This window comes from Pseudomonas sp. AGC41, assembly GCF_057334555.1.
On the sequence record NZ_JBHFJB010000012.1, the window covers coordinates 1 to 22339 of the forward strand.

At 59.9% G+C, this 22339-nt stretch carries 19 protein-coding genes; 15 read left to right on the plus strand and 4 right to left on the minus strand.

Annotated elements, in window-relative coordinates; all coding sequences use genetic code 11:
- Positions 1 to 177: 177 nt before the first annotated feature.
- The 11 genes from waaF (at position 178) to ACE04F_RS01725 (ending at position 12892) form a co-directional block, all read left to right on the plus strand.
- Positions 178 to 1212: a lipopolysaccharide heptosyltransferase II gene (gene waaF, locus ACE04F_RS01675; protein ID WP_486104287.1), complete on the plus strand. Its 1035-nt coding sequence runs from the start codon at positions 178 to 180 to the stop codon at positions 1210 to 1212.
- A gap of 1 nt (position 1213) precedes the next feature.
- Positions 1214 to 2272, plus strand: a complete 1059-nt coding sequence (gene waaC / locus ACE04F_RS01680) for a lipopolysaccharide heptosyltransferase I (RefSeq protein WP_486104289.1) — start codon at positions 1214 to 1216, stop codon at positions 2270 to 2272.
- A complete protein-coding gene (locus tag ACE04F_RS01685) occupies positions 2272 to 3393 on the plus strand; it encodes a glycosyltransferase family 4 protein (protein WP_486104291.1) in 1122 nt (373 codons plus the stop codon). The genes waaC and ACE04F_RS01685 overlap by 1 nt, the downstream gene beginning before the upstream one ends.
- Positions 3393 to 4199, plus strand: a complete 807-nt coding sequence (rfaP, locus tag ACE04F_RS01690; protein ID WP_486104293.1) for a lipopolysaccharide core heptose(I) kinase RfaP — start codon at positions 3393 to 3395, stop codon at positions 4197 to 4199. The genes ACE04F_RS01685 and rfaP overlap by 1 nt, the downstream gene beginning before the upstream one ends.
- On the plus strand, positions 4199 to 4933 hold the full coding sequence (locus ACE04F_RS01695; RefSeq protein WP_486104295.1) for a lipopolysaccharide kinase InaA family protein: 735 nt from the start codon (positions 4199 to 4201) through the stop codon (positions 4931 to 4933). Before rfaP ends, ACE04F_RS01695 begins: the two co-directional genes overlap by 1 nt.
- Positions 4934 to 5024: 91 nt before the next feature.
- A complete protein-coding gene (locus tag ACE04F_RS01700) occupies positions 5025 to 6485 on the plus strand; it encodes a lipopolysaccharide kinase InaA family protein (RefSeq protein ID WP_486104297.1) in 1461 nt (486 codons plus the stop codon).
- Positions 6486 to 6791: 306 nt separating this feature from the next.
- Positions 6792 to 8549, plus strand: a complete 1758-nt coding sequence (locus ACE04F_RS01705) for a carbamoyltransferase family protein (protein ID WP_486104299.1) — start codon at positions 6792 to 6794, stop codon at positions 8547 to 8549.
- Positions 8533 to 9672: a glycosyltransferase gene (locus ACE04F_RS01710; protein WP_486104338.1), complete on the plus strand. Its 1140-nt coding sequence runs from the start codon at positions 8533 to 8535 to the stop codon at positions 9670 to 9672. Before ACE04F_RS01705 ends, ACE04F_RS01710 begins: the two co-directional genes overlap by 17 nt.
- A complete protein-coding gene (locus tag ACE04F_RS01715; RefSeq protein WP_486104301.1) occupies positions 9669 to 10553 on the plus strand; it encodes a DUF6625 family protein in 885 nt (294 codons plus the stop codon). The genes ACE04F_RS01710 and ACE04F_RS01715 overlap by 4 nt, the downstream gene beginning before the upstream one ends.
- A gap of 94 nt (positions 10554 to 10647) precedes the next feature.
- Complete coding sequence (locus ACE04F_RS01720; RefSeq protein ID WP_486104340.1) at positions 10648 to 11604, plus strand: glycosyltransferase family protein; 957 nt, start codon at positions 10648 to 10650, stop codon at positions 11602 to 11604.
- 184 nt (positions 11605 to 11788) lie between these two features.
- Positions 11789 to 12892 (plus strand): glycosyltransferase, encoded by a 1104-nt coding sequence (locus ACE04F_RS01725; protein ID WP_486104303.1) that lies wholly within the window; start codon positions 11789 to 11791, stop codon positions 12890 to 12892.
- Here ACE04F_RS01725 and ACE04F_RS01730 read toward each other — a convergent pair.
- Positions 12872 to 13483 carry a protein kinase family protein gene (locus tag ACE04F_RS01730; protein ID WP_486104342.1) on the minus strand — a complete coding sequence of 204 codons (612 nt, stop codon included), beginning with the start codon at positions 13481 to 13483 and terminating at the stop codon, positions 12872 to 12874. The genes ACE04F_RS01725 and ACE04F_RS01730 overlap by 21 nt on opposite strands.
- A 108-nt stretch (positions 13484 to 13591) precedes the next feature.
- Here ACE04F_RS01730 and ACE04F_RS01735 point away from each other — a divergent pair, with 108 nt between their 5' ends.
- The 4 genes from ACE04F_RS01735 (at position 13592) to ACE04F_RS01750 (ending at position 19244) form a co-directional block, all read left to right on the plus strand.
- Positions 13592 to 14785, plus strand: coding sequence for an O-antigen ligase family protein (locus ACE04F_RS01735; RefSeq protein ID WP_486104305.1), 1194 nt, complete (start codon positions 13592 to 13594; stop codon positions 14783 to 14785).
- The gene (msbA, locus tag ACE04F_RS01740) at positions 14778 to 16583 is read left to right on the plus strand and encodes a lipid A export permease/ATP-binding protein MsbA (protein ID WP_486104307.1); all 1806 of its coding nucleotides are present in this window, start codon (positions 14778 to 14780) and stop codon (positions 16581 to 16583) included. The genes ACE04F_RS01735 and msbA overlap by 8 nt, the downstream gene beginning before the upstream one ends.
- Positions 16584 to 16805: 222 nt before the next feature.
- A complete protein-coding gene (gene hldE / locus ACE04F_RS01745) occupies positions 16806 to 18227 on the plus strand; it encodes a bifunctional D-glycero-beta-D-manno-heptose-7-phosphate kinase/D-glycero-beta-D-manno-heptose 1-phosphate adenylyltransferase HldE (RefSeq protein ID WP_486104309.1) in 1422 nt (473 codons plus the stop codon).
- A gap of 210 nt (positions 18228 to 18437) precedes the next feature.
- Positions 18438 to 19244 (plus strand): hypothetical protein, encoded by an 807-nt coding sequence (locus ACE04F_RS01750; RefSeq protein ID WP_486104311.1) that lies wholly within the window; start codon positions 18438 to 18440, stop codon positions 19242 to 19244.
- A gap of 1 nt (position 19245) precedes the next feature.
- Here the strand turns inward: ACE04F_RS01750 and ACE04F_RS01755 are convergent, their stop codons facing one another.
- Genes ACE04F_RS01755 through ACE04F_RS01765 form a run of 3 tightly spaced genes read right to left on the minus strand, consistent with a single transcriptional unit; the run spans position 19246 to position 22226 of the window.
- Complete coding sequence (locus ACE04F_RS01755; RefSeq protein WP_486104312.1) at positions 19246 to 20208, minus strand: metal ABC transporter ATPase; 963 nt, start codon at positions 20206 to 20208, stop codon at positions 19246 to 19248.
- A gap of 33 nt (positions 20209 to 20241) precedes the next feature.
- Positions 20242 to 21054, minus strand: a complete 813-nt coding sequence (locus ACE04F_RS01760; protein ID WP_486104314.1) for an aldo/keto reductase — start codon at positions 21052 to 21054, stop codon at positions 20242 to 20244.
- On the minus strand, positions 21051 to 22226 hold the full coding sequence (locus ACE04F_RS01765) for an NAD(P)/FAD-dependent oxidoreductase (protein ID WP_305497248.1): 1176 nt from the start codon (positions 22224 to 22226) through the stop codon (positions 21051 to 21053). The genes ACE04F_RS01760 and ACE04F_RS01765 overlap by 4 nt, the downstream gene beginning before the upstream one ends.
- Positions 22227 to 22339: the final 113 nt, after the last annotated feature.

The following is a 22339-nucleotide window of genomic DNA, read 5'->3' on the forward strand; positions in this document are numbered from 1 at the left end:
CGAAGGCGGAGCGTCAGACGACATGGATGTTGGGTGTACCGGCCTCTTCGCGAGCAGTCTCGCTCCCACAACAGATCGGTGGTGTGTTGTAGATTAGGGCATCAGGCAGCGACCTAAGCCACAGTGATTCTCGAGGCGGGGAGGCGTAGGCCTCCCCGTAGCGTTTTTGGAAAGCTCATGAATATTCTGATCGTTGGACCCAGTTGGGTCGGTGACATGGTGATGGCGCAGACACTGTTCCAGTGCCTCAAGCAGCGTCATCCGCAGTGCGAAATAGATGTCCTGGCCCCTGAGTGGAGCCGGCCGATTCTTGAGCGCATGCCGCAGGTGCGTAAGGCCTTGAGCTTCCCGCTCGGCCATGGCGTGCTTGAGCTGGCGACCCGCAGGCGCATCGGAAAATCCCTGGCCGGTCAGTACGACCAGGCGATTCTGCTGCCCAATTCGCTGAAATCGGCGTTGGTGCCGTTTTTCGCCGGCATCCCCAAGCGCACCGGCTGGCGTGGCGAGTTTCGCTATGGCTTGCTCAACGACGTGCGCACGCTGGATAAAGATCGTTACCCGCTGATGATCGAGCGCTTCATGGCCCTGGCCTACGAGCCGGGCACCGAGTTGCCCAAGCCTTATCCGCGACCGAGCCTGCAGATCGACCCGGTGACGCGCGAAACGGCCCTGGCCAAGTTCGGCCTGAGCCTGGACCGGCCGGTATTGGCGCTGTGCCCGGGTGCCGAGTTTGGCGAGTCCAAGCGCTGGCCGGCCGAGCATTACGCCCAAGTGGCCGAGGCGAAGATTCGCGAAGGCTGGCAAGTCTGGCTGTTCGGTTCGAAAAACGATCACTCCGTGGGCGAGGACATCCGCTCGCGGCTGATCCCGGGCCTGCGGGAGGAGTCGACCAATCTGAGCGGCGACACGTCCCTGGCCGAGGCCATTGATCTGTTGTCCTGTGCCGATTCTGTGGTATCCAACGACTCCGGCCTGATGCACGTCGCCGCGGCGTTGAACCGCCCGTTGGTAGCGGTCTACGGCTCCACCTCGCCGGGCTTTACCCCGCCGTTGGCCGACAAGGTCGAAGTCGTGCGCCTGGGCATCGAGTGCAGCCCGTGCTTCGACCGCACCTGCCGCTTTGGTCACTACAATTGCCTGCGCCAGCTCATGCCGCCATCGGTGAACGGGGCCCTGGATCGATTGCAGGGCTCACCCGTGGAGGTTCGGTAACTTGCGGGTATTGCTGATCAAGACCTCCTCCCTGGGGGATGTGGTCCACACCTTGCCGGCGCTGACCGATGCGGCCCGGGCGATTCCCGGCATCCGCTTCGATTGGGTGGTGGAAGAGGGGGTCGCCGAAATCCCTACCTGGCACCCCGCGGTGGGCAAAGTCATCCCGGTGGCGATCCGGCGTTGGCGCAAGAATATCTGGCAGACCATCAAAAGCGGCGAGTGGCGGCGGTTCAAGCAGAGCATGCGGGCCGAAAAATATGATCTGGTGATTGACGCCCAGGGTCTGTTGAAAAGCGCCTGGCTGACCCGCTACGTCAAGGCCCCGGTGGCCGGCCTGGATAAGGATTCGGCACGCGAGCCCCTGGCGGCGCGGTTTTACTCCCGGCGCCTGGCGGTGGCGCGTGGGCAGCATGCGGTCGAGCGAGTTCGCCAGTTGTTCGCGTTGGCGCTGGGTTATGACCTGCCACAAACCCAAGGCAGTTATGGCCTCGACATCGACCGTCTGGTGGAGCTGCCACGCCCTTATCCCTATGTGGTTTTCCTGCATGGCACGACCTGGGAGTCCAAGCACTGGCCCGAGCTTTACTGGCGCCAGCTTACCGAGCGCATGGGCCAGTTCGGCGTGGTGGTGAAACTGCCGTGGGGCAACCCGGCCGAAAAGGCCCGCGCCGAGCGCATCGCCAGCGGGCTGCGCAACGCTCTGGTACTGCCGAAACTGAACCTCGGCGGGATGGGCAAGGTGCTCGCTGGCGCCCAGGCCTGCGTGGCCGTGGATACTGGCCTCGGGCACCTGGCCGCGGCCCTGGACGTACCGACCGTTTCGCTGCTCGGCCCGACCAACCCGGTGCTGACCGGAGCCTACGGCAAGGGCCAGATTCATCTTGCCAGTGATTTCCCTTGTGCGCCGTGCATGCAGAAACAATGCACTTACCCGCCAACCGCCGAGGATGCCCGGCGGTTCGACCTGAAACGCGAGCAGCCACTGTGCTTCACGCGTCTGAATCCCGAGCGTGTTGCCAGCCACCTGAGCACGTTATTGGCTGAGGAGCCGCGCTGATGCAATTGGCCTTTGTCCTGTATAAATACTTTCCTTTCGGTGGCCTGCAGCGCGACTTCATGCGCATCGCCCTGGAATGCCAGCGGCGTGGCCACCAGATCCGTGTCTACACGCTGATCTGGGAGGGCGACGTGCCGCCCGGTTTCGAAGTCCTGGTGGCGCCGGTCAAGGCGCTGTTCAACCACCGTCGCAACGAGAAACTCAGCGCCTGGATGCAGGCCGACCTGGCCAAGCGCCCGGTGGATCGTCTGATCGGTTTCAACAAGATGCCTGGCCTGGACGTGTATTACGCCGCCGACGGCTGTTTCGAGGACAAGGCGCAAAACCTGCGCAATTCGCTGTACCGGCGCTGGGGCCGCTACCGGCATTTCGCCGAATACGAGCGGGCGGTGTTCGCCAAGGATGCCAAGACCGAAGTCCTGATGATTTCCGAAGTCCAGCAGCCGCTGTTCATCAAGCACTACGACACGCCGCTGGAACGCTTCCATCTGCTGCCGCCGGGCATCGCCCAGGACCGTCGCCGGCCTGCCGACGCCGACGAGATCCGCGCCGCGTTCCGCGCTGAGTTCGAGCTGGCCGACGATGATCTGCTACTGGTGCAGATCGGTTCCGGGTTCAAGACCAAGGGCGTGGATCGCAGCCTCAAGGCGCTGGCTGCGCTGCCGGCCGAACTGAAAAAACGCACCCGGCTGTTTGTAATCGGCCAGGATGACCCCAAGGTATTCCAACTGCAGAGTGCCGCGCTGGGTCTGGGGGACAGCGTGCGGTTCCTCAAGGGCCGCAGCGATATCCCGCGGTTTCTGCTGGGCGCCGACCTGTTGATCCACCCGGCCTACAACGAAAACACCGGCACGGTACTGCTCGAAGCGTTGGTGGCGGGGTTGCCGGTGCTGGTCAGCGCGGTGTGCGGGTACGCCCATTACATCGCCGAGGCCGACAGCGGCCTGGTGCTGGATGAGCCGTTCGAGCAGGCGCAACTGACCGAATACCTGGGGCGGATGCTCGGTGATTCCGAGGCAAGGGCGGCCTGGAGCCGCAACGGTCTGGCCTTCGCCGAGAAGGCCGACCTCTACAGCATGCCGCAGCACGCGGCCGATGTGATATTGGCGGAGCACGCTTGATGAAATTGATGCTGGCCGAACCGTTCAAGAGCCTTTGGGCCGGACGCGATGCGTTTACCGAGGTCGAGGCGCTCAAGGGCGAGGTCTACCGTGAGCTCGAAGCCCGGCGCACCTTGCGTACCGAGGTGGACGGTCGCGGCTTTTTCGTGAAGATCCACCGTGGCATCGGTTGGGGCGAGATTTTCAAGAACCTGCTGACCGCCAAGCTGCCGGTGCTCGGCGCGGGGCAGGAATGGAAAGCCATCCAGCGTCTGCAGGAAGTCGGCGTGCCGACCATGACGGCCGTCGCGTATGGCGAGAAAGGCAGCAACCCGGCCGACCAGCATTCATTCATCGTCACCGAAGAGCTGGCGCCGACCATCAGCCTTGAAGATTACAGCATCGACTGGGTCACGCAGCCGCCGCAGCCCAGGCTCAAGCGGGCGCTGATCGCTGAAGTGGCGCGCATGACCGGCATGATGCACCGCGCCGGGGTCAACCATCGCGACTGCTACATCTGCCATTTCCTGCTGCATACCGACACACCGGTGACGGCCGACGGTTTCAAGCTTTCGGTGATTGACCTGCATCGCGCCCAGGTCCGGGAAACCCTGCCCAGTCGCTGGCGTAACAAAGACCTGGCTGCACTTTATTTTTCAATAATGGACATTGGCCTGACTCGCCGCGACAAGCTGCGTTTTCTCAAGGTCTATTTCCAGCAGCCGTTGCGCCAGATCCTGGCCGAGCAAGCTTCGTTGCTGAACTGGCTCGAGGGGAAGGCCGACAGACTATATGCTCGCAAGGTGCGTTACGGAGGGGCGCTCTGATGGCGGGTTGGGTACTGGAGCCTTCCTATTCAGAGCTGGCGGAGGATTTTGGTAGTCTCGACGCAGTGTTTGCTCTTCAGGGGGAGCGTCTGACAAAAGATCCCTTGTCGGAAGTGATCCGTGTGCAGCGCAATGGGGTGAACTACTACGTCAAGCGCTACACGGGGGCTGGTAAAGGGCTTCGGCGTTACCTGGGCAAGCCGCGGGTCAAATCCGAGTGGCAGAATCTCAAGCGATTCGCAAAGTGGGGCATACCCACGGCCGAGGTTGTTGCCTGGGGGTTGGAGCGTCACGGTGCAGCCTACGCCCGTGGTGCGATGATCACCCGAGAGCTGCCTAATACCGAAGACCTTTCGGTCTTGGCCGATCGTCATGATCCAAGGCTGGCGGATCGTGCCTGGGTCGATGGTGTGAGCCGTCAGCTAGCGGCCCACACCCGAACCATGCACGACCATCGCTTCACCCATAACGATCTGAAGTGGCGCAACCTGTTGATTGATGATCAGTCACGGCTGTTCCTGATCGACTGTCCCAATGGCGATTTCTGGCATGGCTTCTGGCTCAAGTACCGCATCACCAAGGATTTGGCCTGCCTCGATAAAGTGGCGAAGTATCATTTGTCGTCTACCCAGCGCCTGAAGTTTTATTTGCAGTATTGCCAGCGCGCCCACCTCAATGCGTGCGACAAAAAACGTATCCGTCACGTCGTGAGATTTTTCGAGGGGCGGGAATGAATTGTTTCCTTGCCGCTGAAAACCGATCGCTGCTAGAGCGTCGATGGACGATTCGCCTAGGCATTCGACGCAGCCATAAGGAGGCCCGCTGATGTATTTGTCCGAACTGAAAAACGCCGGACGCAGCCCGAGCCTGCCCCTGAGCCTGGAGCTGGCGGACGCGGCCGGTGCGGCGCAACTGCAATTGCTTTCACTGTTGAGAGTATTGCCGGGGCAGCGCTACGTTGGTGCCGGTGTCTGGCGTGGGCGGCCGGTGCTGGCCAAGTTGCTGGTAGGCAGCAAGGCGCCCCGGCATTTCCAGCGTGAGCTGCAAGGCGTTCGCCTGTTGGCCGAGCAGGGGCTGACGACGCCAATGCTGCTGGCTGACGGGCTCAAGGATGGCGAGGGTGGCTGGCTGCTGTTCGAGTTGCTGGAGGGAGCTGAAAGCCTCGGGGACGCCTGGAAGCAAGTCGAGTCGCTGCCGTTGCTTGCCGACGAACAGACGCAGGTATTGGCCGAGGCGCTGGGGGCGATTGCGCGGTTGCACAGCAAGGGCTTGTGGCAGGAAGACCTGCACCTGGACAACCTGTTGCGTCATGGCGGCAAGCTTTATCTGATCGACGGTGCCGGCATTTGCGCCGAGACTCCGGGGCAGCCGCTGTCTCGGCAAAAAGTACTGGAGAACCTGGGCGTGTTTTTTGCGCAGCTCCCCAAGTCCATCGAACCGTTCAACGAAGAGTTGCTGGTGCACTACCTGCTTGGAAACGCCGAGCACGCGTTGCCCATGGAGGCGCTTCAGAAACAGATCGACAAGGTGCATGCCTGGCGCTTGAACGACTTCCTTAAAAAAGTTGGACGTGAGTGCAGTCTGTTCAGCGTTCAGCGTGGTCCTTTCCGTCTGCAGGCAATTCGTCGTGACGAAGAGGCGTTCATGGCCCCTGTGCTGGAGCAGGCTGATGCCCTGCTCGGTCAAGGCCACCTGTACAAGACCGGTGGGTCGGCAAGCGTTGGCAAGGTCGATGTGAACGGGCGCTCCCTGTTGATCAAGCGCTACAACATCAAGAATCTTGCCCACTGGCTCAAGCGTTTCTGGCGCCCGAGCCGGGCCTGGCATGCCTGGCGCGAAGCTCATCGGCTGGCTTTCCTCGGCATTGCCACGCCCAAGCCGCTGGCATTGCTGGAAAAGCGTTTCTTGTGGCTGCGCCGCGGCGCCTATCTGGTAACCGAGCACCTGCCAGGGCATGACATCATCAAGCACTTGGCCCCCTACGTCGAAAACGGTGAGGTTCCTGAGACGGAGTTGCTGGCGCTGGATCGGTTGTTTGCCGACCTGATACGCGAACGCATCAGTCACGGTGATTTCAAGGGACACAACTTGTTCTGGCAGGATGACCGCTGGATGCTCATCGATCTGGATTCCATGTGCCAGCACCGCACCCAGGCCAGCTTCGCCCCGGCCTACGCCCGGGATCGCGCGCGCTTCATGCGAAACTGGCCGCAGGACAGTGCGTTGTATCGGGTGATTGATGGGCGGTTGCCCAAGGAAGTCGACAGCGCCTCATCCGTCTCATAACCGAGCCCGGTGGCGAGGGAGCTTGCTCCCGCTGGGCCGGTCCGACGCCTCGGGCGCAGCAGCCCCAAGCCATTCAGCGAGGTGTGCCGGGAGAAAACGGTTTGCAGTTCTTGCAACAGCTGCGCCGCCGAGCGGGAGCAAGCGCCCTCGCCACGCTCTGTGTAAACCCCGCGACTCACCGCTAGAGGCTTGCCGTCGCTTTTAAGATATAATCCCGCCCTTTAGCTGCCCCGCATCCCAAGCGCGCGGCACATCCATTTTTCGCGGCGCTTGTCGCCCGTATGCAGATATAAGAGGCTAGACCCTGTGGCATTGACGATTCTTGGCCTGTCCGGCGCCCTTAGCCATGATCCTTCCGCCGCGCTGTACATCGACGGCAAGCTGATCGCGGCGGCCGAGGAAGAGCGCTTCGTACGCGATAAACATGCAAAGAACCGCATGCCCTACGAGTCGGCGAAGTTCTGCCTGGAGCAGGCCGGCATCAAGCCGTCCGATGTCGATGTGGTGGCGATCCCGTTCGCCCCGATCAGCCTGTTCGGCGAAGCGCGCTGGCACTACGCCAAGCGTTACTGGTACGCACCGGACCGCGCCCTCGATGCGATCCTGATGGGTAACCGCCGCTACAAGCGCTATCGCCGCAAAATCGTCTGGTGCCTCGAGCAACTGGGCTTCGATCCGAAAAAGATCAAGATCGAGCCGGTCGAGCATCACCTGGCCCACGCCTCCAGCGCTTATCACTGCTCGGGCTTCCAGGAAAAAACCGCGATCCTGGGCATCGATGGCAAGGGCGAATACGCCACGACGTTCTTCGGCTACGGCGAAAATGGCAAGATCCACAAGATCAAGGAATTCTTCGATCCGGACTCCCTGGGTGGCCTGTACGGCGCGATCACCGAGTTCCTCGGTTTTGAAATGCTCGACGGAGAGTTCAAGGTCATGGGCATGGCGCCCTATGGCGATGCCAGCAAGTACGATTTTTCGCGCCTGGCCTCGTTCGAAAACGGCCAGTTGGTGATCAATACCGACTACGCCAACGTGATCGGTCTGCGCCGCTATAAAGAGAAGGGCAAGGGCTTCTACTTCTCGCCGAAGCTGATCGAATGGCTCGGCCCGAAACGTGAAGGCGACATCGCCGACGAACCGTACATCCACTATGCGGCGAGCATGCAGGCGCTGTTCGAGAAGCTCGCGCTGCAGATGATCGACCACTACCTGGGGGACGTGCTCAAGGAAACCGGCAAGCTGGCCTTCGCCGGCGGCTGCGCACTGAACGTCAAGCTGAACCAGAAAATCATCGCCCGTGACGACGTCAAGGAACTGTTCGTGCAGCCAGCCTCCGGCGACGCCGGTACGGCGGTGGGTGCGGCGGCATATGTGTCCCATGCCCGTGGCGTGCCGGTGGAGAAGATGGAACACGTCTACCTCGGCCCGGCCTACAGCAACGAAGACGTGATCGCCGCGTGCGCCCGTCATCCGAGCAAGCCCGTGTGGCGCAAGATCGACAACACTCCCGAGCGCATCGCCAGGATCATGGTCGATGGCAACCCGGTGGCCTGGTTCCAGGGGCGCATGGAGTTTGGCCCGCGAGCCTTGGGCGGTCGTTCGATCATCGGTTGCCCAAGCGCCAGCGGCGTAGCCGATCGCATCAACGAACAGATCAAGTTTCGCGAGCGCTGGAGGCCTTTCTGCCCGTCGATGCTCGACACCGTTGCACCGCAGATGATCAAGGTCGATCACCCGGCGCCATTCATGACCTTTACCTTTGAAGTAGCCGAGGAATGGAAGACCCGCGTGCCGGAAGTGGTTCACGAAGACGGCACTTCCCGGGCCCAGGTGCTCAAGCGTGAATACAACCCGCGCTACTACGACATGATGAAGGCGCTGGAAGTCCTGACCGGCAATGGCGTGTCGCTGAACACGTCGCTCAACCGTCGCGGCGAGCCGATGATCTGCTCGCCGACCGACGCGCTGAACATGTTCTTCGGTTCCGACCTGCAGTACCTGATCATGGAAGACATTCTGGTCGTCAAAGATGGCGTAGATGCTTATGACACGCTCGGCTGAGCGACATGTGCTGCAGTTCTGCCACGGCTATGACGGGCCGTTCCTGGACTGTGCCCGTCAATACGCCAGTCTGTTCGTGGGCACTGGGTATCGTGTGACCACGGTGTTCCTCACTGGAGCGGCGAACGCGCAAGTCGCCGCCGGCTGTGCCTCGGACGAGGTACTGTTCATGGAGTACAGCTCCAGCGAGATCAGAAGCTTGAAGTTGGCTGCCATTGCCGATCTGCGCAAGATCGTCGCCTCGCGCAACTTCAGTTTCTGTATCGCGCATCGCTTCAAGCCGGTCTACATCGCTCTGCTCGGTACCCGTTTGCCAGTCATCGGCGTGCACCATGCCTTTGGTGATTACCAGCGACGTACGCGTCGGCTGTTCGCCCATGTCTTTCGCAAGCGCCTGAGCTTGCTCGCGGTCTCCGATGCGGTGCGTGACGACATTCGCTACTGCTTGCCAAAGTGGCCGGACAGTCGAATCCAGACCCTCTACAACCGCATCGATCCCGATGCGCTACAAGCTCACCAACTCCCAAGGGACGAAGCGCGGCACACCCTCGGACTAGACGTGGACGCTTGGATTGTTGGTAATGTCGGTCGGCTGCATCCAGACAAGGACCAGGCAACGCTGCTTCGAGGTTTTGCCGCCGCGCTGCCCTACTTGCCGGCCCATAGCCAGTTGGCAATCTTGGGGAAGGGGCGCCTGGAACGCAGCCTCAAGGACCTCTCCCTGGAGCTGGGCATCGCCGATCGTGTGTTGTTTCTAGGTCAGGTGCCTGACGCGCGCCGTTATTTCCGCGCCTTTGATGCATTTGCCCTGAGCTCCGATCATGAGCCGTTCGGCATGGTACTGCTCGAGGCCATGGCCGCCGGCGTTCCGTTGCTGGCTACGGCGTGCGGCGGGGCGGAGGAGGTAGTTGAAGGGGTCGGTATTCTGTTTCCGCTCGGCGATGCCGAACATATGGCCCAAGGGCTACAGCACTTGGCGGCGATGGATGATCTACAACGTCGCCAGTGTGCCGAGCTGATGCTCGAGCGCTTGCGTGAACGTTTCTCGGATGATGCTGTGCGCAAGGCATTCTGGCGCTTGCCTCAAATCCTTGAATTGGCCCGATTTCGGAGTTTATTGTGACCGATCCTTGTCCGCGTATTCTTTTTGTCATTCCCTATTTTGGGCGCTGGCCATTCTGGATGCCGTTGTTTCTGGAAACCTGTCGACGTAACGCTGATATCGATTGGCTATTGTTCAGCGATTGTGGTGTGCCAGAAAATCTGCCGCCCAATGTAACCGTCGAAACCATGACCTTCGAGGCGTATTGCCAGTTGGTTTCCCAGCGACTGGGTATCGACTTCAGGCCTGCCAACGCCTACAAGCTGTGTGATATCAAACCTGCCCTTGGCTATATTCATGTCGACCGTCTGGAAGGCTATGATTTTTGGGCTTATGGCGACATCGATTTGTTGTACGGCAATCTTCGTGAGTACTTCACAGCTGAACGCCTGGCCGCTCATGATCTCTTCTCCACACACGAGCGGCGTGTTGCCGGCCACCTGTGCTTGATGCGTAATAACGCACGCACACGTGAAGTCTTCAAGCTGATCAAGAACTGGAAAGAACGCTTCGCCGATGATGAACATCATGCGTTGGACGAAGGGGCTTTCAGCCGTATTTTCCTATGGCGAAAGAATTTCCCCCGACCTCTGTTTACCCTGGTGGGTAAATTTAATCCGTGGCGTCGACGCAGCGAATTCACCGAAGCGTTCAGCACTCCGGGCGGCTGTATAAAGTGGCATGACGGCACGAAGGACTTCCCCCAGCGCTGGTATTGGCGCAACGGCCGCCTGACCAATGATCGGGATGGTGACCGTGCGTTCCCGTACTTCCATTTCATAACCTGGAAGCACAACGAGTGGCCGGCCTTGCCTCTGCCGGATCCAGCATGGTTACAGCAATTAGCTGCATCGCCTGCCTGGGAAATCGACGCGAAGGGTTTCCACCCAGGAACGTTATGAGTGTGCGCTACTGCGGTCCGATGATCATGTTGACTGGGCGCACCGATTCGGCCTCGGGGTGTTTATCAAGTCGTTCAGTACGGCAAGGAAAACGATGAAAGTTCTGTTTCTGGTGCAGAAAGAACAGCGGGCTATCCTGGACCGACTCTACGAAGGCGTGGCCGCCCACTGCGAGTGTGATCTACGCTGGCTCGACAGCAATGAACAACGCAATCTGCGAGGCTATTTCCGTCGCCATGTAGACGTATCACGTTATGACCGGATCGTATTTTTCCTACGCTTCAAGCAGGAAATTCGTCAGGCCAGCTTCATCCGCACGATCCCCAACCTGGTGATTCTCGAGCACGACGCCTATCAGAATTACATCCCCTGTAAATACACGGGCAAGTTCAGTGCGCATTACCGTCGCTTGCCTTGGGCGCGGGTGATCAGTTCCGGCTACATGGTTGCAGAGCGTTTGCGCGGTGAAGGTTTCGATGCGGTTTTCGTGCCCAAGGGCTACGATCAATCGTTATTGCAGGATCGAGGCCGTGAGCGGGATATCGAGTTGGCCTTCGTCGGAAGCGTCAAAAGCGCTGCCTATAGCGGTCGCAAGCAACTGCTTGACGAATTGGCGCGTGTTGAACCTTTGGTCGTGACTCGGACCCAGTCCGGCGAAGAGTACTGTGACACCTTGAACCGTGTCCGCTTTTTTGTCAGCGCGGACGTAGGCATGGGCGAATTCATGATCAAGAATTTCGAGGCCATGGCTTGCGGCTGCGTGTTGTTGGCGTTCGATCAGGGGGCTGAAGAAACACGTGCGCTGGGCTTGCAAGATATGCACAACGTTGTGTTATATCGGGATATCCCGCACCTTCAGGAAAAGCTCTCAAGGCTGCGTGCCGATCCAGGGTTGGCGCACAGTATCGCTCGCAACGGTCAGCGTGTTGCGCTGGAACAGTTCAGCTTTGCGCGTATCGGGGAAAAAATAGTGGAGGCATTAAAGCCACCACTGCGGCCGCATGGGCCGTTGAGTTTGCTTGAGAGATGGCGTCAGAAGCTGGGCATGTAAAAGAAACGAGACCGTCCGAATGCCGGGTGGCATTTGACTGATGGTGTTTCAGTGCGTTTTTCGAGGCGTGAGCAAAATCATGCTTGTACCCATCCTCTTGCTCGGAGTCTTTGTTGGTTGGCTTTTCAACGATTGAGTATCTCGAAGCGTGAATCCTGGTCCGAGTTAGAAGGATTGCTGCTCAATGAGCATTGTTAATGTTATGTGGGCAGGCGGTTTGCCATTTGCTTCGATCCATAAGGTCCACTGTCAGATAATTTCACAGATTGATTCTGCGATACCCGTCAAGACGTGGCTCTTGCAAGGCTCGGCGGCTGCTTGTCAGGAAGATGTGGGTCCGGCACGGGAGTGGAACCTGACCTCAGCCCGCCTCAAGGGGCGGCACTTCTGGCGCCTGTTCAAGCCCTGGATGCATAGCCGTTTTCGCCGGGCTTTACTCGATGACGAAGCCCGGGTGGTGCTGCTCGACGGTCTCGGTGTGGTTCGTACGCTGTTGCCCGTCCTGAAGTCGTTGCCGCAGGTTCGGGTGGTGGTTGTTTTCCACGGCGCGACACGGTTCAACGCCAAGCACAAGCGGCTATTGCGCGACTTTCCTTCCTCCCGCCTGGTGCTGGCTGCGGTCTCCGAGACACTGGCAGCCTCGCTTCAGGACGAGTTGGGCATCCAGGTCACCGCCTTGCGTAGCGCATACGATCCCGTCGCATTCCAATCTCGCCTCGTCACTCACGAAGAGGCGCGTGTTCGGTTGAGGTTGCCTCTGGCGGGAGGGCGAATATTTGGCGCTATAGGGCGATTGGTGGATAAAAAAGGCTTCTCCAGTCTTTTGGACGCTTTTGCCGTAGCGGCTTTGGATCAACCTGACTGGCGCTTGGTAATAGTCGGCGAAGGGCCAGCTCGCCAGGCGCTGGAAGCGCGAGTCGCCCAACCGGATCTGGCCGGTAAGGTGCTGCTGGCTGGGCATCAAGAGGATGTCGTCCAGCTGTACAAAGCGTTCGACTGGGTGATGATCCCCTCTTTTGAAGAGGGGCTGGGCCTCATTCTTCAGGAAGCGGTCCTGGCGGGTGTTCCAGTGCTCGCCAGTGATCTGGCCGTGTTTCGTGAGCAGTTGGCCGATGTCGGCTGGTATGTGCCCGCGGGGGACGAAATCGCCTGGAGCGAGGCGATTATCAGAGCCTCGCAGGCTCAGGCCGAGGCGGTGTCGGCGGCGCAATACCAGGCATTGGCACCGGACGAGGCGTGGGTGAGCTTCTGCCGGACCGCGCGGGAATTAATCTCGGTCGGTAAATAAAGCGTCTTCCAATGCCTGCATCGGAAAGCTTCCGTTCAGGTTCTCTCGGGCAATATAGCGAGCGAAATGCTGCAAATTGCGGCGTGCCAGGTAACGTGGCAGCGGTGAGCGCAGGAAGCGCATGTCGGCCACATCAATCAGCCCCAATCTGTTCTCAGGCGTGACGACAATGTTGCCCAGATGCAATGAGCGGAAATAGATGCCGCTGGTGTGCAATTGACGGATGAGCCCGGCCAGCGCAGGAAGGATAGGCTGCCAGCTAAAGCCTTGCTGATCGGATAATTGACGCAAGGTTTTTCCGGGGAGTGGCTGGTACAGTACTGCGGTTATGCCTGGTTTTTCCAATTTGAAGAAAGCCTGGACGTGAAGTGTTGGTACGTCGAGCTCCCGCAGGCGGGCCGCATTTTCAATGAATCGCTGCGAATAAGGCCGTAGAAGAGCCGAAGAAATGAGCCGCTTGCGGCGAAACAGCTTAAGGATATTTCCATCGCGTAGCAGATAGACTTTTGGGCCGTAACTGTCGGTTTCCAGAATACTGGCGCCTTCGATCATTTGATTCAAAGCGCCTTCGGAAAGCCGTGAGGACTGCATCATAGGGAAACCTTGTTGAAAAGAACGGGTGCCATGACGGGCCATGATGCCCAAAAGTTTTTGTTTTCACTATGCCAGTTTGGTTGGAACGCCGTTTAGGAGCGATAGATGCTGGGGGTACGTTGGGTTAAGGGGTGGATGGCATTTGGTTTGTTATGGTTTTTACTCGCCATAGCTCTGGCGCCGACCAATAAGATTTATCAGCAGGGACTGGTTGCCTTTGTATGGTTGCCTGCGCTCCTGTTTGCTTGGCCCGCCCGCGATCGCTTGCTGGAGCTGTGGCGTGCACAACGCTTTATTTATCTGTCTTTGCTAGCGCTGGCGGTCTGGGCATTGATTACCTTGTTCTGGGCCGAAGCTTCCGAGCCCGTCCGCGAAATAAAACGCTTGTTCTATATCATGGTGTTCCTGTTGTACTTCGCGATCTTTGCCGACGGTCGTCCGGAGCGTGTGATCCGCGTTATGCAATGGGGGGGGCTGGGTCTCGCACTGATCGCCTTGATGAGCCTTGTGAGGTATTACGGTATCGAAGGGCATCAGTGGACGGGGCGCCTGGAAGGGCTGGGCAAGTTGGCCCACCCGATTCTTGGCGCCTACGTGGCCGGACTGGCGGCGATCTGGATGCTGCACTGGATGCCACGTCAAGCAGGGCTGCAGATCCTTTGGGGAGTGGCGTTGGCATTGTTAGGTGCATTTGTCGTGATGAGCCAAAGCCGTGGCGCGGCGCTGGCCTTGTTGCTCAGTGTACTTGCCATGCCGCTTTATTGCCGGGACCAACGTACCCGCGTCATCTCCGCCACCGTGTTGGTGCTGGCGATGCTGACCTTTTGGTTGCTGGAACCCTTGGTAATGGCTCGTGGTGCTTCCTATCGCCCGGAAATCTTCATGTCGAGCCTGCAAATGATTGCCGAGCATCCCTGGGGGGGGATTGGTCTGGCAGCTGAGTATCGGGTCCCCGTTGGCGATATTTTGTTTGATCATGCCCATAATCTGTTCAGCCACGTTGCCATTCAACTGGGCTTGCCAGGCTTGTTGTTATGGTGCCTCGTCTGGTTCGCTGTGCTGCGTGAGGCTTGGCGTACCAGAGAGACTCTGTTGGGCCAAGGTGTACTGGGCATGTGGATATTCTCGCTTCTGGCGATGCAGTTCGACGCTGCGAGCCTGACGGGAACCCCGCGTGCCGAATGGTTCATAAGCTGGTTGCCGATTGGCCTGGCCGGCGTTTTGACCTGGGCGCGGCCAAGCCCGGTGGCTGTGATAAAATCCCGCGCTCTTCCTAACAGTGAGCTCGACGATGAGTGATGCACCGCCTAAAGCGGAACAGGATTCCAGTCTGAAGATCTATCTACGGCTGCTGGGATACGTCAGGCCCTACATAGGCATTTTTTCGCTGAGTATCGTCGGTTTCGTGATATTCGCGTCCACCCAGCCCATGCTGGCCGGCATTCTCAAGTATTTCGTCGACGGTTTGAGCAATCCCGATGCGGTACTTTTCCCCAATGTGCCGTATCTGCAGGACTTGAAACTGCTGATGGCCGTGCCGTTGTTGATCATCCTGATCGCTGCCTGGCAGGGCCTGGGGTCGTTCCTGGGAAATTACTACCTGGCCAGGGTCTCGCTGGGGTTGGTGCATGACTTGCGCGTTGAACTGTTCAACAAGCTGTTGGTACTACCCAACCGTTATTTCGATACCCATAACTCAGGGCATCTCATTTCCCGGATCACCTTCAACGTGACCATGGTCACCGGTGCGGCCACCGACGCCATCAAGGTGGTGATCCGCGAAGGCCTCACCGTGGTATTTCTTTTCAGCTACCTGGTTTGGATGAACTGGAAGCTGACGCTCGTCATGTTGGCCATCCTGCCGCTCATTGCGGTGATGGTGAGCAGTACCAGCAAGAAATTTCGCAAGCAGAGCAAAAAGATCCAAGTGGCCATGGGGGACGTGACTCACGTAGCCTCCGAAACCATCCAGGGCTACCGCGTCGTGCGCAGCTTCGGCGGTGAAGCGTATGAAGAGAAACGCTTTGCCAGCGCGAGCCAGGGCAATACGGATAAGCAATTGCGCATGACGCGCACAAGCGCGGTCTATACGCCGATGTTGCAGTTGGTGATCTACACCGCCATGGCGGCGTTGATGTTCCTCGTGTTGTTCCTGCGCGGCGAAGCGACGGCGGGTGATCTGGTGGCCTACATCACCGCGGCGGGTTTGCTGCCCAAGCCGATTCGGCAGCTCTCGGAAGTCAGCTCTACCATCCAGAGAGGGGTAGCGGGCGCGGAAAGCATCTTCGAACAGTTGGATGTCGAGCCCGAGGTCGACACCGGCACGGTTGAGCAGGAGCGTGTCAGTGGCCGGCTCGATGTGCGCAACCTGAGCTTTACCTACCCAGGTGCCGATCGAGAGGTGCTCAAGGACATCAGCTTCATGGCTGCGCCTGGGCAGATGATTGCCTTGGTTGGGCGTTCAGGCAGCGGCAAATCGACGCTTGCCAGTCTCATCCCGCGTTTTTATCACCACGAAGTCGGCCAGATTCTGCTCGACGATGTGGAAATTGAAGACTATCGACTGCGCAACTTGCGTCGCCATGTCGCCCAGGTGACGCAGCACGTGACGTTGTTCAATGATACGGTGGCGAACAACATCGCCTATGGCGATCTGGCTGGCGCGCCGCGGGCCGATATCGAAAAAGCCGCCCGAGACGCCTACGCCATGGATTTCATCGAGCAGCTTCCCCAAGGCCTGGATACCGAGGTGGGCGAAAATGGCGTGCTGCTGTCCGGTGGACAGCGTCAGCGACTCGCGATTGCCCGGGCGTTGTTGAAAAACGCGCCGCTGCTGATTCTGGATGAGGCGACTTCAGCGCTGGACACTGAGTCCGAACGGCATATCCAGGCCGCGCTGGACCAAGTCATGAAAGGCCGCACGACCTTGGTCATTGCTCATCGCCTGTCGACGATCGAAAAAGCCGATCTGATTCTGGTCATGGACCAAGGACGTATCGTGGAGCGCGGCACACATGGCGAGCTTCTTGCGAAAAATGGCTATTACGCGCGTCTTCACGCGATGGGGCTGGACGCTCCCGCCCAGGACATCGCCTGAATACGGGCCAAAGGCTATGCTCTGCTGCACACGACAATGGAATGCACGGTATGGACGAGGCGTTAGGGCAAGCGACGCAGCAACCGCAGATGCGCTATCCACTTTCTCCTGCGAGTCGGGTAGCCAAGGTGCGGCTAATGCTTCGTGTTACAGCCATGGCAGAGCCATCCTCAACCCTGTGGTAATATCGCGCCCCTGTTCATTTTGTATTCGGGAAGCTCCATGAAGTTGTCCATGCCGCGATTCGATCAAGCCCCTGTATTGGTGGTCGGCGATGTCATGCTCGACCGCTACTGGCATGGCGGTACATCACGGATTTCCCCCGAGGCGCCGGTACCGGTGGTCAGGGTCGAGCACATCGAGGATCGTCCCGGCGGTGCCGCCAACGTGGCCCTGAACATCGCCGCCCTCGGCGCACCGGCGTCCCTGGTGGGCGTGACCGGTGACGACGAAGCCGCCGAAAGCCTGGCCAACAGCCTTGAAGGCGCTGGCGTACGGGCGATCTTCCAGCGCATTGCGCACCAGCCCACCATCGTCAAGCTGCGGGTCATCAGCCGTCACCAACAACTGCTGCGAATCGATTTCGAAGAGCCATTCGCCACCGACCCGCTATCCCTTGGCGCCGAGGTCGACAAGCTGCTCGATGGTATCAAGGTCCTGGTGTTGTCGGACTACGGCAAAGGCGCGTTGAAGAACCACCAGCTGCTGATCCAGGCTGCCCGTGCCCGCGGTATTCCCGTGCTGGCCGATCCCAAGGGCAAGGATTTCTCCATCTACCGTGGCGCGAGCCTGATCACCCCGAACCTCAGCGAATTCGAAACTATCGTCGGTGGTTGCGTCGATGAGCACGAGCTGGTGAGCAAAGGCGCACGCCTGATGCACGACCTGGAGCTCGGTGCGCTGCTGGTCACCCGCGGCGAACACGGCATGACCCTGCTGCGTCCTGATCATCCGGCCTTGCACCTGCCGGCCCGTGCCCGTGAAGTATTCGACGTGACGGGTGCCGGTGACACGGTTATATCCACCCTGGCCGCAGCGATTGCCGCCGGTGAGGACCTGCCCCACGCGGTCGCCCTGGCCAACCTGGCGGCGGGCATTGTCGTCGGCAAGCTGGGTACGGCCGCGATCAGCGCCCCGGAACTGCGACGTGCCATCCAGCGCGAAGAGGGTTCCGAGCGTGGTGTGCTGGGCCTGGAGCAATTGTTGCTGGCCGTCGACGATGCTCGTGCCCACAACGAACGAATCGTCTTCACCAATGGTTGCTTCGACATTCTGCATGCCGGTCATGTGACTTACCTCGAGCAGGCCCGGGCCCAGGGCGATCGTCTGATCGTCGCGGTCAACGACGACGCATCGGTGAGCCGCCTCAAAGGGCCCGGTCGGCCGATCAACAGCGTTGATCGACGCATGGCGGTCCTGGCCGGTCTTGGCGCGGTGGATTGGGTGATCAGTTTCAGCGAGGGCACTCCGGAAAATCTGCTGCGCCAGGTCAAGCCGGATGTGTTGGTCAAGGGTGGCGATTATGGTATCGACCAAGTCGTGGGCGCCGATATCGTTGCGTCCTATGGCGGTGCGGTAAAGGTGCTGGGACTGGTGGAAAACAGCTCGACCACAGCAATCGTCGAGAAAATTCGTGGCCGGTGATGTCTTCATCCGATGGTTTGGAAGGTGCGGTACGGCATGGGCCTTTCCCGTCGCTTGGTCCGCTCGTGGGCATTGCTTCGTCCGTTAGGCAGTAACCAACTCGCGAGCGTCATGTTGTCGGTAGTGAACGTACAGTCGCGTTGAAGAGGTCCGGCAACCTGGCGTCATATCGCTGGGGCGAATTATTTTATTACGGTAGGGGCGGGACGCGTGTTGAAAGTTGCGCTGGCATTTTTTGGTATCCCGAGGAATTCGGAAGTCTGTTTCCCGTCCATTGAAAAAAATGTTCTCGCACAGATACCTGCCGGGAGCGACGTGCAGTGTTTTTACCATCTGTACAAAATCGATGAGGTTCACAATCCGCGCTCCGGTGAACAAGGCAAGCTGGATGCGGACAACTATTCACCGTTCAGCGCAATGACCGGTCGACTCGATTCTATCGAGGGGGTTCTGGAGCGTTGGGACTTCGAGAGGGTCAAGGCTCTTGGTGATACATGGGGGGATCAGCATACGTCCCTCAGAAACCTGATCTATCAGCTCAACTCCCTGAACAGTGTCACGGCTATGATGGAGCCGTTCGATCCGGACTTCGTCGTGTTCGTTCGTCCCGACATTTTTTTTCACACGGCGCTTCCCAGCTATGTGTTTGCCCGCCCCGAAGCTCGCAGGTTGAATGCCTATATTCCAGACTGGCAATGGTGGAACGGCTTGAATGACCGATTTGCGATCTGCGGGCGTGATGCCTACCGTGCCTATGGCTCGCGTATCGAGCGTATTTTCGATTTTTGCGAGGTGACCGGCAGGAAGCTCCATTCCGAACGGTTACTCAAATTTTCGCTGCAGCAGGCTCATATCAAGGTCTTCACCCTGCCGACCACCGCATCACGCGTAAGGATTAACGGCAATTTCGCCGAAGAATTATTTTCCCCGAAGCGCGGTATGGGCAAACGCGAGAATCGTTACTTTCGTCTGTTCGCGCGTTGGCGGACCTACCTCGATAAGCGCTCCTCCACCTGACCTATTTGTGTAATGTCCCACGAACCATGCGCATCAAGCCCATGGCTTTCTTGTGCAAGCCTTTGAGGCCTTGGCGTGGGGCTGGCGCCTTGAGTCCTTGTTTGACAAGCCAATCTTTCCAGCGGATACGTTCGTCGCGCACGACCCAGCCCTCTTGGTCGGCGAAACTTTCAGCCAAGTGCAAGCCTCGGGTGCTGGCGGCTACCAGCCGATCGCGTTTAAGCGTATAGAGCTCACCGCTCGGCTTTCCGTCTTCGAGCGGCATCAGATAAAGATCGGGCCGCTTGCGGTCCAGGCGCGCCACCAGTTGGTCGCCCTCCAGGCGTTCATCGACATGGAACAGGCTCAGGGACTTGGCTTCCTTGGGCACATCCAGGCGCAAATCGTAAATCAACTGCAGTGATGCCGTGGGCAAATGGACGTAGGCCCTGGGGCGTTCGATCAGTTGCAGGTTGGCGCAGCGCACCGGGCGAGCCGAGCCCGATAGCGGAGCCAGCCGAAACGGCAAGGCCTCACGGTAATGCAGGGCGCTTGAATACGGCGCCGGCAACCACGTGTCGTTGAAACGTCCGCCAAGCCAGCCTTCTGGGGTTTCCAGCAGGCATTCTTCGGCAATTTCGTTGATCGCGGTGAGCAGCGGCAGGTTCAGCTCATGAGCCGGGACGTAGCCGGAAATCAGCTTGAGCACCACATCGCCGCGGTCCTGTCGGCGTTGACGCACGAGCACCCAATAATCGCGGTTCTGCCAATGCAGGGTCAGGCGCACCGAGACGCCCAGGTTCGCCAGCTCCACGGAAAAACGCTCGGCATCGTCGACTGTCACGGGGCGGCGCCGCTGCAAGGTCTGGGCGAAATTCAGCGGCATGCCCACGCTCTGGTATGTCAGGCCTTCGGGCGTTGCTTCGACAGCGAGGGGCAGGGTCTTGAAGTTGCTCGGGTTTTTTCTGATGAGCGTACGCGGCATGTCGGCTCCTTGCTTAAGACCGCGTAGGCGGCGTCAGTTTTTACGCAGGACCTTGGCTACGGTCGCGACGTTATGGGCGAGGTGCAGCGGATTGATGGTGCCGACAATAGCACTGGCAACCCCGGGATGCTCAAACAACAGTTCGAAGCTGGTGCGAACCGGGTCTTCGCCGGGGCTCAGGCAGACGTGACCGCTGGCCAGGGCTTTTTTTACCAGGATCGCCTTGCCGTGCTCGCTTGCGTAGTCAATGACCGCCTTTTCGCTTCGTTCGTTCAGATTGTAGGTGACCATCGCACAATCACCTTGCTCCAGGGCTTTCAAGCCACCGTCGACGGTCTTGCCGGAGAAACCGAAGCCACCGATCTTGCCTTCGCGCTTGAGGGCCGCCAGGGTCGGGTAGACCTCGCTGTCGTTGAGGATCGCCAGGTCGTTGCCGTCCGAGTGCACCAGCACCAGGTCGATATACTCGGTTTCCAGGCGTTTGAGACTGCGCTCCACCGAAAACCGCGTATGGGCGGCGCTGAAGTCGTGGCGCGACTGACCATCACTGAATTCTTCACCGACCTTGCTGACGATCACCCAGTCGTGACGCTGGCCGCGCAGCAGCGGGCCGAGGCGTTCTTCGCTGTGCCCATAAGCCGGCGCGGTGTCGATCAGGTTGATGCCCAGATCGCGGGCCAGCTTGAGCAGCATGCGCGCTTCACTGTCATCCGGGATGCGAAAACCGTTGGGATATTTGACGCCCTGGTCGCGGCCGAGCTTGACCGTGCCCAGGCCCAGGGGAGAAACCAGCGGGCCTTTATGGCCCAGCGGGCGATGCAGATCGTGCAGGGTCGGTAGGCTCATGGCAACAATTGCTCCCAGGCGGGGACGCCCATAGGCGGTTTCGGCAGGGCCGGCAGCGGGGCGGGGTGGCTGGGCTGGATGCCGTCGCGTTGCAGCGCGGTGATTACCCGGTCGGAAAAATCCGGGGCCAGTGCCAGCTTGGTCGGCCAACCCACCAGCAGGCGTCCCTGCTCGGCGACAAAGGCATTGTCCGGACGGGTCAGGCCCGATTGCAGCGGTTCGGCGCGCGCGACCCGCAGCGTGGCCCATTGCGCCGTACTGAGATCGATCCACGGCAGCAATTGGCTGATTTCTTTCTGGGCGACGGCAATCTGCGCGGCGGGTTCGCGGGCGACGGCATCGCCCTCGGCGAGGTCGCCGCCCAGGTACCAGACCCACTGGCCATCGGCAGCCGGGTGGGTGGTCACGGTGACGCGCGGCTTCGGTCCGCCGCCCAGGCAGTGCGCGTACAACGGCTTGAGGCTCGGCCCCTTGACCAGCACCATGTGCAGCGGCCGGGTCTGCATGGCCGGCTGATCCAGGCCCAGGGCCTTGAGCAAATCGGCGGTGCCACCGCCAGCGCTGAGAACAATGCGCTGGGCGCGAATCTCGCGGTCGTCGACCTTCAGCCCGACCAACTCGCCCTGTTCGTGCAAGGGTTCGATGCGCTGCCCGGCCAGCAGGCTGTCGCCGGCCAGGTCCGCCAGGCGTGCAATCAGGCTGGGAACGTCCACCACCAGCTCGGCCAGGCGGTAGACCTTGCCCTTGAAGCGCTTGTCTTGCAGGGCCGGCGGCAGTTGCTCGCCCTTGACCTGGTCGACGCGACCGCGCACGGCCTTGCTGGCGAAGAAACTGGTCAGGTTGCCGGCCAGGGTGCCGGGAGACCAGAGGTAATGAGCGTCGGACAACATGCGTACGCCGGACAGATCCAGCTCACCGTCGCCCTTCAGGGCTTCGCGCCAGCGTCGCGGCATGTCGGCGATGGCTTCCGAGGCGCCGGTCAGGGCTCCGTGCAGCGCGTATTTGGCGCCACCATGGATGATGCCCTGGGATTTGACACTCTGCCCGCCACCGAGGCTGGCGCTTTCCACCAGCACGGTTGAAAACCCCTGGCGGCGCAAGCGCGCGTTCAGCCAGAGGCCGGCGACTCCGGCGCCGACAATCAGGATGTCGGTGGAAATAACGGATGGCATGCAGCGACCTCAGTGTTCAAGACGAGGGCGCAGTATACAGACTCGGTGCGGGTGGAATTTGCTGATGGTCAAGGTGGCAGGTTGCGAAGGGCTTTTGTGGGGGGGGGGGGGGG